The organism is Mycobacterium sp. (assembly GCF_049683935.1).
Classification (GTDB): Bacteria; Actinomycetota; Actinomycetes; order Mycobacteriales; family Mycobacteriaceae; genus Mycobacterium.
Genome location: NZ_JBAUJR010000011.1, coordinates 1 through 12,378, shown reverse-complemented (window position 1 = coordinate 12,378; position 12,378 = coordinate 1). Strand labels below are relative to the sequence as shown.

The 12,378-nt window shown below is 67.9% G+C and carries 12 protein-coding genes; 1 reads left to right on the top strand and 11 read right to left on the bottom strand.

All coding sequences use genetic code 11. The annotated features are described in order from the left end of the window. The 6 genes from WA965_RS00525 to WA965_RS00500 form a co-directional block, all read right to left on the bottom strand. Positions 1 to 336 (bottom strand): TSUP family transporter (locus tag WA965_RS00525; protein WP_526446895.1); only part of this gene is annotated, 336 nt, incomplete at its 3' end. Continuing rightward, positions 333 to 1,334: an ABC transporter ATP-binding protein gene (locus WA965_RS00520; RefSeq protein WP_526299594.1), complete on the bottom strand. Its 1,002-nt coding sequence runs from the start codon at positions 1,332 to 1,334 to the stop codon at positions 333 to 335. The genes WA965_RS00525 and WA965_RS00520, both read right to left, overlap by 4 nt. Further along, the gene (locus WA965_RS00515; RefSeq protein ID WP_526299592.1) at positions 1,327 to 2,391 is read right to left on the bottom strand and encodes an ABC transporter ATP-binding protein; all 1,065 of its coding nucleotides are present in this window, start codon (positions 2,389 to 2,391) and stop codon (positions 1,327 to 1,329) included. Before WA965_RS00515 ends, WA965_RS00520 begins: the two co-directional genes overlap by 8 nt. Before the next feature lie 11 nt (positions 2,392 to 2,402). Further along, entirely contained in the window at positions 2,403 to 3,389 is a 987-nt protein-coding gene (locus WA965_RS00510; protein WP_526299590.1) for an ABC transporter permease, read from the bottom strand. A gap of 16 nt (positions 3,390 to 3,405) precedes the next feature. Next, positions 3,406 to 4,335, bottom strand: a complete 930-nt coding sequence (locus tag WA965_RS00505; protein ID WP_526299588.1) for an ABC transporter permease — start codon at positions 4,333 to 4,335, stop codon at positions 3,406 to 3,408. Positions 4,336 to 4,354: 19 nt separating this feature from the next. Further along, positions 4,355 to 5,935, bottom strand: a complete 1,581-nt coding sequence (locus WA965_RS00500; protein ID WP_526299606.1) for an ABC transporter substrate-binding protein — start codon at positions 5,933 to 5,935, stop codon at positions 4,355 to 4,357. A gap of 309 nt (positions 5,936 to 6,244) precedes the next feature. On the opposite strand from WA965_RS00500, the gene WA965_RS00495 reads away from it, so the two are divergent. Then, the gene (locus WA965_RS00495; RefSeq protein WP_526446893.1) at positions 6,245 to 7,231 is read left to right on the top strand and encodes a 2-hydroxyacid dehydrogenase; all 987 of its coding nucleotides are present in this window, start codon (positions 6,245 to 6,247) and stop codon (positions 7,229 to 7,231) included. A gap of 372 nt (positions 7,232 to 7,603) precedes the next feature. Here WA965_RS00495 and WA965_RS00490 read toward each other — a convergent pair whose 3' ends face one another. The 5 genes from WA965_RS00490 to WA965_RS00470 all read right to left on the bottom strand — a co-directional run. Continuing rightward, entirely contained in the window at positions 7,604 to 8,527 is a 924-nt protein-coding gene (locus tag WA965_RS00490) for a LysR substrate-binding domain-containing protein (protein ID WP_526297528.1), read from the bottom strand. Then, positions 8,527 to 9,009, bottom strand: coding sequence for a hypothetical protein (locus WA965_RS00485; protein ID WP_526297526.1), 483 nt, complete (start codon positions 9,007 to 9,009; stop codon positions 8,527 to 8,529). The genes WA965_RS00490 and WA965_RS00485 overlap by 1 nt, the downstream gene beginning before the upstream one ends. Positions 9,010 to 9,054: 45 nt before the next feature. Further along, on the bottom strand, positions 9,055 to 10,314 hold the full coding sequence (locus tag WA965_RS00480) for a glucarate dehydratase family protein (protein ID WP_526297524.1): 1,260 nt from the start codon (positions 10,312 to 10,314) through the stop codon (positions 9,055 to 9,057). 3 nt (positions 10,315 to 10,317) lie between these two features. After that, positions 10,318 to 11,247: a 5-dehydro-4-deoxyglucarate dehydratase gene (locus WA965_RS00475; RefSeq protein WP_526297522.1), complete on the bottom strand. Its 930-nt coding sequence runs from the start codon at positions 11,245 to 11,247 to the stop codon at positions 10,318 to 10,320. 46 nt (positions 11,248 to 11,293) lie between these two features. Continuing rightward, positions 11,294 to 12,378: aldehyde dehydrogenase (NADP(+)) (locus tag WA965_RS00470; RefSeq protein WP_526446891.1), on the bottom strand; the 1,085-nt coding region annotated here is incomplete at its 5' end.

Here is a 12,378-nt window from a genome sequence, read left to right as displayed (position 1 = left end):
GGTCAGCACCACCCCTCCCAGCACGACGCCGGCCAGCAGGATCGCCAACGCGCGGTGCGGCAGCGCCGCCAACAGCAGCGCTCCGGCGACGGTGCCGGGAACCCGGCCGATCAGCGCCCAACCCGTGCCCGACAGGTCGATCGCCTGGCGTTCGCGGATCACGACCATCAGCGTGACCAGCGTGGCGACCATGATCAGGGTGGCGGGGATCATTGCCGGGTCGACCAGCGCCACGATCGGCGCCGCCAGCATCCCGATGCCGAATCCGATCGAGGACTGCAGTGCCGATGCCAGAACGATGGCGACGGCCAGGACGCAGTACCCCGCGATAGTCATGCCGGCACTGTCTCAAGCCCACTCCCCTCCAGCAGCATCGGGTGGTGGCACTCGGCGGTGTGGCCGGGGACCTGCGGGTCGGTGACGCTGGCCGGTGCCGTCGTAGCGCACTCGTCGGTGGCCTTCCAGCAGCGGGTGCGGAAGCGGCACCCCGACGGCGGGTTGATCGGTGAGGGCACCTCGCCCTCGAGCAGGATCCGCTGTCTGCGCTGTTCGCTGTCCAGGGTCGGGGCGGCCGACATCAGCGCCGCGGTGTACGGGTGGTTCGAGCGCTCGAAAACTGCTTCGGTCGGGCCGTTTTCGACGATCCGGCCGAGATACATCACCGCTACGCGGTCGGCGACATGGCGGACCACCGACAGGTCGTGGGAGATGAAGATGTAGCTGATCTCGAGCTGCTGCTGCAGATCGTTGAGCAGGTTGAGCACCTGGGCCTGCACCGACAGGTCGAGCGCGGAGACGGGCTCGTCGCAGATGATGACATCGGGGTTCAGCGCCAGAGCCCGGGCGATGCCGATCCGCTGACGCTGTCCGCCGGAGAACTCCTGTGGATACTTCTCCGCCGCCTTGGCTCCCAGGCCGACCAGATCCAGCAGGCCACGTACCCGCATGTCGCGGTCCTTGCGGTTCTTGATCAGGCCCTTGTGGCTGCGCCACGGCTCGGCGATGATGTCGGCCGCCGACATCCGGGAGTTCAGCGACGCGTAGGGATCCTGGAACACCATCTGCACACGGCTGCGGAACTTCAGCAGGTCCGCGCCGCGCAGACTGAACGGGTCGACGCCGTCGAAGCTCACGGTCCCGGAGTCGGGACGCTCCAACATCATCAGTGTTCTTGCCAGCGTGGACTTTCCGCAGCCGGACTCGCCGACCAGGCCCAGCGTCTCGCCGCGGGCCAGATCCAGCGTGATGCCGTCCAGGGCGCACAGCGGGTTCTTGGCGTGCGGCACCCGGAAGGATTTGCGGACGTCGCGGACCTCGAGCAGGTTGTCAGACATTACGAACCTCTTCCGGAAAGTGGCAGGCGGCCTTGCGGCTCGGGTCGGATGTGGCCCCCGGGGCGGCTCCGGCGCCCACGGATTCGAGCGTGGGTTGCTTGGTGATGCAGACCTGCTGGGCGATCGGGCATCGCTCCTGGTACACACAACCCTCGGGGACCGAATGCAGGTCGGGCGGAGTGCCGCCGATCGACTTGAGCTCGTCCCCGCGGCGGGCGTTGACGGGCACCGAGTTCAGCAGTCCCTTGGTGTAGGGATGCTTGGGGTTGCCGAAAACCTCGGCGACCGTTCCGGTCTCGATGATGTTGCCGGCGTACATGACCGCCACCCGGTCGGCCTCTTCGGCGACCAGCGCCAGGTCGTGGGTGATGAGCACGACGGCCATGTCGAACTCTGCGCGCAGATCGCGCAGCAGCGCCATGATCTGCGCCTGCACGGTGACGTCGAGCGCGGTGGTCGGTTCGTCGGCGATCAGCACACTCGGATTGAGCGCCACCGCCATCGCGATGAGAAGGCGCTGACGCATCCCGCCGGAGAACTGGTGCGGGTAGGAGTCGAGCCGAGTCTCCGGCTGTGGGATGCCGACGCGTGTCATCAGGTCGACGGCCTTGCGCTTGGCGTCCTTGGCGTTCATGCCCTGATGGATCCGGAATGGTTCGGCCAGTTGGGTTCCCACGGTGTAGAGCGGGTTCAGCGCGGTGAGCGCGTCCTGGAAGACGATAGCCAGCTCGGTGCCGGCCATCTCGCGTCTCTTCTTCCGGTCGGCCTTGATGAGGTCGACGGTGCCGTCCTGGTACGCGAGTTTGGCGCTGCCACCGACGATGTCGGCCACCGGCTCCAACAGGCCGACGAGCGCGGTGGCCGTCATCGACTTGCCGCAACCGGATTCACCGAGCAGCGCCAGGGTTTCGCCGCGGCGGGCCTCGAAGCTCACCTCGTTGACCGCGCGCAGCGTGCCGGAGATGGTGCGGACCTCCACCGACAGCCCGTCGACCTGGAGCACCGGGGCGGTGTCGACGCCCCCGACAGGAACGTCGTGATCGGCGAGTGCAGTCATCACAGGGCCTTTCATGAGAGGCGCTTTCCGGCTTTTGTGAACTTGGCCAGCCGCTTCTGCGGGACGGTGAGGCGCCACCGCTGGCCGGGGTCGGTGGCGATGCGGGCCCATGCGGCCAGGATGGTGGCCGAGACGGTGGTGATGACGATCGCCAGGCCGGGGAAGAACGACAACCACCAGGCGGTGTGCAGGTAGGTGCGGCCCTGGGCGACCATCAGGCCCCAGCTGACGTCGGGCGGCTGGATGCCGATGCCCAGGAAGCTCAACGAGCTCTCCGCCAGCATCACGTAGCAGAAGTCCAGCGTCGCCACGGTCAGCAGCGTGGGCAACACGATCGGCAGCACGTGGCGGCCGATGATCGAGTTGGCGCTGGCGCCGAACGTGCGTGCCGCGTCGACGAAGACCCGGCTCTGCAACTCGGCGGATTCGGCCCGGGCGGTACGCAGGTACACCGGGATGCGGGTGATCGCCAGCACCAGGATGATGTTGGCTGCGCTCGGGGAGAAGACATAGAGCACCACGACCGCGAGCAGCAGCGACGGGAAGCTCATGATCACGTCGGCGACGCGCATCGCGACGGTCTCACGCCATCCGCGGTAGAAGCCGGCCCACATGCCGATGGCCGAGCCGACGACCGCGGAGATGACCACCGCCGGGACCGCGACCGACAGCGTGGTCTGGCAGGCGACGATGAGCCGGGCCAGCATGCTGCGGCCCAGCGGATCGGTGCCCAGCACGTTGGCCCAGCCGTGTGTCAGCGTGAACGGTGCCTGGTTGGAGTTGTCGAGGTCGATGCGGGTGGCCAGGTCGCCCATCAGCATCGGTCCGAAGATCGCGGTGAGGAACACCAGGCCGAGCACACCGGCGGCGACGGCGGCGACACGATCGTTGATCAGCAGCCGGAACCAGAGGGAGCGGCCTCGCTTGTTGGAGTTCTTGTCGGGCTCGCCGACGACCGCGGTGGTCGGCTTGACCGGAACCTGATCGAGTTGAGTCATGGTGAGGTATCTCCCGTCAGACCTTGGCCGGTTCGCGCACCCGCGCGTCGAGCAGCGCGTAGCAGGCGTCGATGAGGATGTTGAGAACGAAGATGCTGACCGCGGTGAGCAGCACGGCGGCCTGCAGGACCGCGAAGTCGCGCTGCAGGATCGCGTCGATCATCAGCTTGCCGATGCCGGGCCAGCCGAAGATGGCCTCGACCACCACCGCGCCGTTGATCAAACCGACCGCGAGGTCGCCGGCGACGGTGAGTGCAGGTGCCGCGGCGTTGCGCAGCGCGTGGTGGGTGACGACGCGGAAGTCGCTGGCGCCTTTGCTGCGGGCCAGCCGTACGTAGGGCGCTGAGAGCGCGGAAACCATTGCGCCGCGGACCACTTGGGTGAGCACACCGAGGGGCCGGATCATCAGCGTGGCGACGGGCAGGACCCACGACAGGATGCCTGCGTCGACGCCGGAGGTGGGCAGCACCCCGAGCACCACCGCGAACACCCATACGCCGGTGATGGCGAACCAGAAGTCGGGGATGGATGCCGCCGTCATCGACAGCAGGCTGGAGAACCGGTCGGCCAGTGAGTTGGGCCGGTAGGCGGCCCAGCAGCCGATGACGACGGCGCCGACGATGGCCAACAGCATGGTGGCGAATGCGAGCTGCAGCGTGGCTGGGAAGGCCCGCAGCGCCATCTCGGCCGCGGGTTCGCCGGTGCGCAAGGAGGTTCCGAAGTCCAGGTGGATGACGCCCTTGAAGTAATCGATCAGCTGGGTGATCAGCGGGTCGTTGAATCCGTTCTGCTCGGCGAACGCGGCGCGCTGATCCGGTGTCGCCGATTCGGACAGGTACAGGTTGGTCGGGTCACCGGTGAGCCTGGCGAGCAGGAACACCCCGAGTAGAACGATGATCAACGGCAGTGCGCTGGAGTACATCCGGCGCCGGACGAAGGAGAACATGGGCTTGGCCTTCCTGCTTTCAGGACTGGTCGGTGCGGTCAGGGGCGACCGGGGTCATCGCGGCCAACTGCATCTCGTCGCCGGTCGCCGGGTTGGGGGTGTAGTCGACCCGCGCCGACTTGCCGAGGATGCCCTGCATGTGGGCGAGATAGGCCATCTGCATGATCTCCTCGGGTTCCTCGGCGAACAGTTGGGCGAACGCGTCCTGGCGGGCCTCGTCGGTGAGCGCCTCGGCGGCGCGGATCTTCGCGTCGAACTCCGGTGTGCCGTAGGCGGCCTGCGGTCCGTCGGAGAGCATGTACTGATCGAGGGTGAACGCGGCGTCACCGGCCTGGTTGCCGTGCATGATCATCAGCAGGTACGGCCCGGTATTGGGAGGAAACGGACGCAGCTGGTACTCCAGTTGCGCTGCGGTGTCCATCATCTCGATCTTGACGTTGAGGCCGATCTCGGTGAACTCGCTCTGCATCACCTCGATGGTCTCGGCGATCTTCGGGAACTGCGCCGTGCGGCCGATCAGCCGGATCTCGGTGTCGACGGGAACCCCGTCGGCCTTGGCCTCGGCGACAAGAGCCTTGGCCTTGTCGATGTCGTGCGGCCAGATCTGCAGCTCGTCGTTGTAGCCGACGACGCCGGTCGGGATCAGTTGTGCGGCAGGCTCGCCCAGGTCCCGGAACAGCGCCTTGACGATGCCGGTGCGGTTGACGGCGTAGTTGATGGCCTGGCGCACCCGGATGTCGTCCAGCGGCGGTTCGGTGGCCTGAATACGCAGCGCGGTGGTCTCGTTGTTCTGGAACGGCACCCCGAGGTCGCCGGCGCCGTCTTCAGGACCGAGGCCGGTGGCGATGTCGGCCTCATCGTTGGTGATCATGGCGGCGCGGACGCTGCCCTCGCTGCGCCACTGGTATTCGGCGCGCGGGAACGCTGGTGGCTCGCCCCAGTAGGTGGGATTGCTTGCCAGGGAGAGCTTCTGGCCGTACTCCCAGTTTTCGATCGCGTACGGGCCGGTGCCGATCGGTTCCCGGACCTTCTCGGTGGTGCTGGTAGTGCGGGGCACGATCTCGACGAAGGAGATTCGCAGCGGCAGAATCGGATCCGGCTCGGTGGTGCCGACGACGACGGTGTTGGCGTCCGGCGTCTGCAGGGAGAGTTCCTCGTCGCCGAAGACGTATCCGTCGACGTTGCACTGCAAGTCGGAGTTGACGGCGCGGTCGATGGAGAATGCGGCGTCCTCGGAGGTGAACGGGGCTCCGTCGGAGAACGTCACGCCGTCACGGAGGGTGAAGGTCCACTCGGTGGGGCTGGTCTGCTCCCAGTCGGTGGCCAGCAGCGGCTGCAGGTCGCCGGTGGTGGAGTCGCGCTCGATGAGCGGTTCGGTGATGTTGGAGCGGACCACGACGCCGGTGGAGGTCAGCGAGCTCTCACACGGCTCGAGCGTCGGCGGCTCCTGAGGGAGCACGATGCGCAGCGTGTCGGGGTCGTATCCGCCGCCGCCGGAGTTCGCGACGGTGCAGCCGACGGCAGCGACGGTGACTCCCGCGAGGGCGAGAGCCGTGAGGCTCCGGCGCATGCGGCGGGTACTCGGTGCTGCGGGGTTCATGGGTCCTCCCGGGCCGGGGATGGTGACGTCCACGTATGTAGATGGCATCTGTGATGGCAACCACACCGTAAGAGCAGGTCGGAAAGAGCGTCAACCCCGGCCAAAGGCGTGTTCTGCGGGATTCTATGGGTCCAACGGTGTTGCGCTCTTCCCTTGAAAATACCCTTTGAGCTGCAGATTCCTTGATCACTCAGGTTCACTGATGCTCAGACCTCGGCGGCACCGTGCTGCCAATGCTGTTTGGCTATAAGTCAATGCTATTTCGGACGTGGACGGGTATTCCCAGCTCGTCGTACCGTGGGGATCACTATGGAGACTCAACGTGATGCCGCGCAGAAGCCGACCGTGTTGCAGGTCGGGCCGTTGAAGCCGTCGCTCGCGCAGACGCTGGCCGACGACTACGCCGCTCGGGTGCTGCCTGACTCCGCCGGCGAGCGCGAGGCGTTCCTCGCCGGCCACGGCGCGGAGATCACCGCGGTGGTGACCTCGGGTCGCACAGGGGTGGACGCTTCGCTGATGGCGGCGCTGCCGAATCTCGGCGCGGTGGTCAACTTCGGCGTCGGCTACGACACCACCGATGTCGAGGCGGCCTCAGCTCGGGGCGTCGGGGTGAGCAATACCCCCGACGTCCTGACCGACTGTGTGGCGGATACGGCGGTGGGTCTGGTGATCGACACGCTTCGGCACTTCTCGGCCTCGGACCGCTACGTGCGGGCCGGCCGCTGGCCGGTCGAGGGGAACTACCCGCTGACCCGTCAGGTCAGCAACAGCCGCGTGGGCATCATCGGGCTGGGTCGTATCGGAAGGGCGATCGCGTTGCGGCTCAGCGCCTTCGGCTGCTCGATCAGCTACCACAACCGCAGCGAGCTCTCGGATTCGCCGTACACCTACGCGTCGTCACCGGTGGAGCTGGCCCGCAGGGTGGACGTGCTCGTTGTCGCCGCTGCCGGCGGTAACGGCACGCGGGGTCTGGTGGACGGCGAGGTGCTCGACGCGCTGGGCTCCGACGGCTACCTGATCAACATCGCGCGCGGCAGCGTGGTGGACCAGGATGCGCTGGTCTCCGCGCTGGTTGACGGCAGGCTGGCCGGTGCCGGCCTGGACGTGTTCGCCGACGAGCCACAGGTGCCGGAAGTGCTGTTCGGCCTGGACAACGTGGTGCTGCTGCCGCACGTCGGCAGCGCGACCGTGCAGACGCGGGCCGCCATGGAGGCGCTGACGCTGCAGAACCTCGATGCCTTCCTGGCGACGGGTGAGCTCGTCACCCCGGTCCAGCAACCAGCACCCGCCCGCTAGTCACCCGCCGAAACTGTATTCCCGCCTAAGTCCCCGCCGGAATTGCATTCCAGCAGACGAAGGTCGAGAGTGGCCCTGCCGGAATGCAATTCCGGCAGGGGTGGGGTCAGACCGTCAACGCTTGCCGCAGTTGCCTTCGTTGCAGTGCTTGCCGGATCTGCACGAGAAGCACTGGCAGCCGCAATCGCTGCTGCGGTTGTGATCGGGTCGTGCCATGACAACCTCCTTCATCGAATCGTTTCGAGAGTAAACCGCCGACCCCTCCCATATTGCCGCAATCGCATATATCGGGACAATACCGCCGCGCCGGAACTGCATTCCAGCAGTCGAAAGCCGCGTGGCAGCCTGCCGGAACGCAATTCCGGCGGGGTTTCAGCTGACGCCCTCGACCAGGTCGTCGGTGGTCCACTCCTGTTGCGGCAGAACATCTTTGAGCAGACGCAACAACGCAGGGTTGGTCGAATCGCCGCGCCACACCGCATCAAGCTCGACGGGTCGCTCGCGGAACGCCCCGATCGTCCGGAACACCACACCCTCGGGGTGCAGCGTCGCCGCTGAGGCCGGTACCAGTGCGATGCCGAGTCCTGAGCGCACCAGCACCAGCATGGTGTGCACCTGCGTCACGTATTGCACATAGTTCGGCGTGGCGCCGGCGATGGTGAAGGTGCTGACCAGCAGATCGTTGAAATACCGTGCTTGCACAGGCGAATACATCACCACGTCCTGGCCGTCGAGGTCGGTCAGTGTCAACTGCCGCGCCAGATCGACCAGTTGGTGGCCCGCGGGCAGCGCGACGATCAGCTGTTCGTGCAGCAGCGGCCGCGACACCAGACCGGGCCGTTTCAGGGGCGGGCGCGCCATCCCCAGGTCCAGCTCGCCGGTCATCAGCCCCTCGATCTGCGCGGCGGTCACCATCTCCCGCAGATCGAGCTTCACGTCGGGCAGCCGCTCCCGCGCGCGTTCCAACAGCCGCGGCAGCACGGCGTGCGCGGAGGCGGCGGTGAATCCGACGACGACGGTGCCGAGGTCACCCGCGGGAATGCGCTTGACCGTCTGCGCGGCCCCCTCGGCGAGCTGCAGGATGCGTCGCGCGTCGGGCAGGAACGCCGCGCCCGCCGGGGTCAGCGTCACCGTCCGGGTGGTGCGGTCGATGAGCTGTACCCCGAGTTCGCTCTCGAGCTGCTGAACCTGACGGGACAGCGGAGGCTGCGTCATGTGCAGCCGCTCGGCGGCGCGGCCGAAGTGCAGTTCCTCGGCGACGGCGACGAAGCAGGACAGTCGTGCCAGCGAGAACATCAGGCCTTGGGTGTCAGCTTGATCGCGGCGATCTTCAGCCGGGGGACGGCTTCCTCCCACTCGGCGACCGAAGGCACCCGATCGTCGCGGAACGTCATGCCCATGCTGCGCTGCGCCTTCTTGGCGCCGTAGCCCTGGGCCACCCGGTGCACGATGTCGACGACGACCGGTGCGTCGGTGATCAGCTCGCCGCGCATCACCGACTTCTTGCCGCGGTGGTACACCTCGGCGTCGGCGCCATCGCGGAAGTTGTACTTCCACTGCGCTTCCAGCACCGCGTAGAGGTCGCCGTCGAGGTGATGCGCGCTGACGGGCACCGAGAACCGCCGCCCCGATTTGCGTCCGGTGAAGTCGACGAGCATGAACTCCGCGAGCGGACTTCCGAGCGGTGTCCGCAGGGCGCGCCGCAGGATGGGGTTGAGTACCCGCAGCAGCACCTCGGGTGGGTGGGCGGCCTCGATCGCCGCCGACTGGTCAGCCATGCCCCTACGGTAGAACCCGGCAGGGCTGTCAGGGGGCCGAACCGCTTACCAGCGGGGGCTGAGCAGCTCGAATTCCGGGTCGACGGTCTGCATGTAACCGGTGTCGTCGCGGTCACGGATCCCGCAGCGCACGTACTGCTCGTGCAGCGCAGCCAGCGCGTCCTCGTTGATCTCGACACCCAGCCCGGGTGTGGTCGGCACCGTCACCGAGCCGTCGACGAACGACAGCGCGCCCGGTTCGACGACCTCCTCGGTCTTCCACGGCCAGTGCGTGTCACACGCGTAGGTCAGTTTCGGGGTGGCGCCGGCCAGGTGCACCATGGCGGCCAGGCTGATGCCCAGGTGTGAGTTGGAGTGCATGGACAGCCCGAGGCCGAAGGTCTCGCAGATCCCGGCCAGCTGCCGCGAGCGCTGCAGCCCGCCCCAGTAGTGGTGATCGGAAAGAACAACGCGTACCGACTGTTTCGCCACCGCGGGCGCCAGTTGGTCGAATGCGACGACGCACATGTTGGTCGCCAGCGGCATCGGCGCCTGCGCAGCCACCTCCGCCATCCCGTCCAGGCCCGGCGTCGGATCCTCGAGGTACTCCAGGATGCCGGCCAGCCCGGAGGCCACCTTGACCGACGTCTGCGGGGTCCAGGCGGCGTTGGGATCGAGCCGCAGAGGAACCTTGGGGAACGCCGCGTGTAGCGCCTCGATCGCCGCCATCTCCTCCTCGGGAGGGAACACCCCGCCCTTGAGTTTGATGGCGGTGAAGCCGTATTCGTCGATGATCCGGCGCGCCTGGGCGACGATGCCGTCCGGGTCGAGGGCCTCGCCGAACCGGTCGGGTTCGGCGCCGGGGTGGGCCGCCCACTTGTAGAACAGGTACGCGCTGAACGGCACCGCGTCCCGGACCTTACCCCCCAGCAGGTCCGAGACCGGGCGCCCGACGGCGTGCCCCTGAATGTCGAGGCAGGCGACCTCGAACGGCGAGAGCACCTGATCCACCGCGCTCGCCGTGGTGATCATTCCCGCGGTCCCCACCGCGGCGTCGTCACCGTGCAGTCGGACCGCGATCGCCGCACGGATAGCGTTGAGCGAGAACACGTCCAGGCCGGTGATCGCGTCCGCGGCGGCCTGCAGCCGGGCCAGATGCCGGGTGTCGGCGTAGGTCTCGCCGAGGCCCACCAGGCCTGCGTCGGTGTCGAGCTGGATGATCGCCCGCAGCGCATACGGCTGGTGCACGCCGACGGTGTTGAGCAGCGGCGGGTCGGCGAACGCCACCGGGGTGATGCGGGCGCCGGTGATGCGGATCGCCGACATCGCTCAGACCGCTCCGGACAGGGCGTCGGCCAGCACTGCGCGGCCCGCCGCGACGATCGCCTTCAGTTCGGCGAGGTCGTCGTCGGTCGGCATGATCAGCGGTGGCCGCACCGGGCCGGCGGGCACACCTTCCATCGTGACGCCGGCCTTGACCAGCGACACCGCGTAACCGGGCACCGTGTCGCGGAGCCGGACCAGCGGGTTGAAGAACGCGTTGAGCAGGGCGTCGGTCAGCTCCCGGTTGCCGGACTCGAGGCTGTTGTAGAACGCCAGCGCCAGATCGGGTGCGAAGGCGAAGGTCGCCGACGAGTACAGCGGCACCCCGATCGCGCGGTAGGCGAGTTGCGTGGTCTCGGCGGTGGGCAGACCGTTGAAGAACAGGAAGTCGGGGTCCACCTCGCTGGTGACGGCGGCGACGATACGAGCCACCTGGTCGAAGTTCCCGGTCCCGTCCTTGAAGCCGATGACGTTTGTGATCTTGGCGACCGCGACGGCGGAGGCCTCGGTGAACTTCGCGTTGTTGCGGTTGTAGACGATGACGGGCAGGTCGGTCGCCTCGGCGACGGCGCGCGTGTAGTCGACCAGGCCGGCCTGGGGCACCTCGACGAGGTAGGGCGGCAGCAGCAGCAGCCCGTCGGCGCCGGATTCCTTGGCGGCTACGGCGAATCGCTTGGCCTGTGCCACCGAGCCACCCGTGCCGGCGTAGACCGGTACCCGTCCGGCGACCACCTCGACGGCGGTGCGGACGACCGCGCCGAACTCCTGATCCTCCATGGCGTGGAATTCGCCTGTGCCGCAGGCGATGAAGACGCCACCGGGACCGGCGTCGACACCCTTGGCGAGATGGCGGGCCAGCGCATCGAAGTCGACATCGCCGGACTCGGTGAACGGGGTGACGGGGAAGAACAGGACGCCGTCAAAGGTCGGACGCATGATCGGGGCTCCTCGGGAGGTGGTCGGGTGGTGAGGTGGAGGTTGTTCAGTCCTGCGTGAGCTGGCCGTCGATGCGCCGCCACAGGTTTTCAGGGTTGCCGTCGGCGATCGCACTGGGCAGCAACGACTTCGGGACGCTCTGGTAGGCGACCGGCCGCAGGAAGCGTTCGATGGCCCTCGCGCCGACCGACGTGCTGCGCGAGTCCGATGTCGCCGGGAACGGCCCGCCGTGCACCATGGCATGGCACACCTCGACCCCGGTGGGCCAGCCGTCGAACAGGATTCGTCCGGCCTTGAGCTCGAGCAGCGGGAGCAGCCGGCCGGCCTCGTCGACGTCGGAGTCGTCGGCGTGCACGGTGGCGGTCAGTTGGCCTTCGATCCCCTCCGCGACCGCATGCATCTCGTCGGAGTCCGCGCAACGCACGATCAGGCTCGACGATCCGAAGACCTCGGCCTGCAGAACCTCTGAGTTCAGGAAGCTCGGAGCGTCGGTGGCAAAAAGCGCGGCCCGGCAGGAGGTTTCGCCGGTGGGCCCCTCACCGCGGCCGACGAGGTCGGCGGCCCCGGTCAGCGCGTCGACTCCGGAGGCGTAGCTGCGCGCGATGTTCGGGGTGAGCATCGGGGTGGCAGGCGCGGCGGACAGGGCCTCGCGGGCGGCGACGATGAAGGCGTCCAGGCCGGGGCTGTCGACGGCGATGACGAGGCCGGGGTTGGTGCAGAACTGTCCGGACCCCATGGTCAGCGACCCGACGAAGGCGCGTCCGAGGTCGTCGCCACGTGTGGCCAATGCGCCGTCGAGCAGGAACACCGGGTTGATGGAGCTCATCTCGGCGTAGACCGGGATCGGTTCGGGCCGCGCGGCAGCGGCGGCGACCAGAGCGAGCCCGCCGGAGCGTGAACCGGTGAATCCCACGGCCTTGATGCGGGGGTCGGTGACCAGCGTGGTGCCGAGGTCCGGGCCGGAGCCGAACAGCAGCGAGAAGGTGCCCGCGGGAAGGCCCGACTGGGTCACGGCGTCGGTGATGGCCCTGGCGACCAGTTCGGAGGTGCCGGGGTGTGCGTCGTGTCCCTTGACGACGACGGGGCAGCCGGCGGCCAGCGCCGAGGCGGTGTCGCCCCCGGCGACGGAGA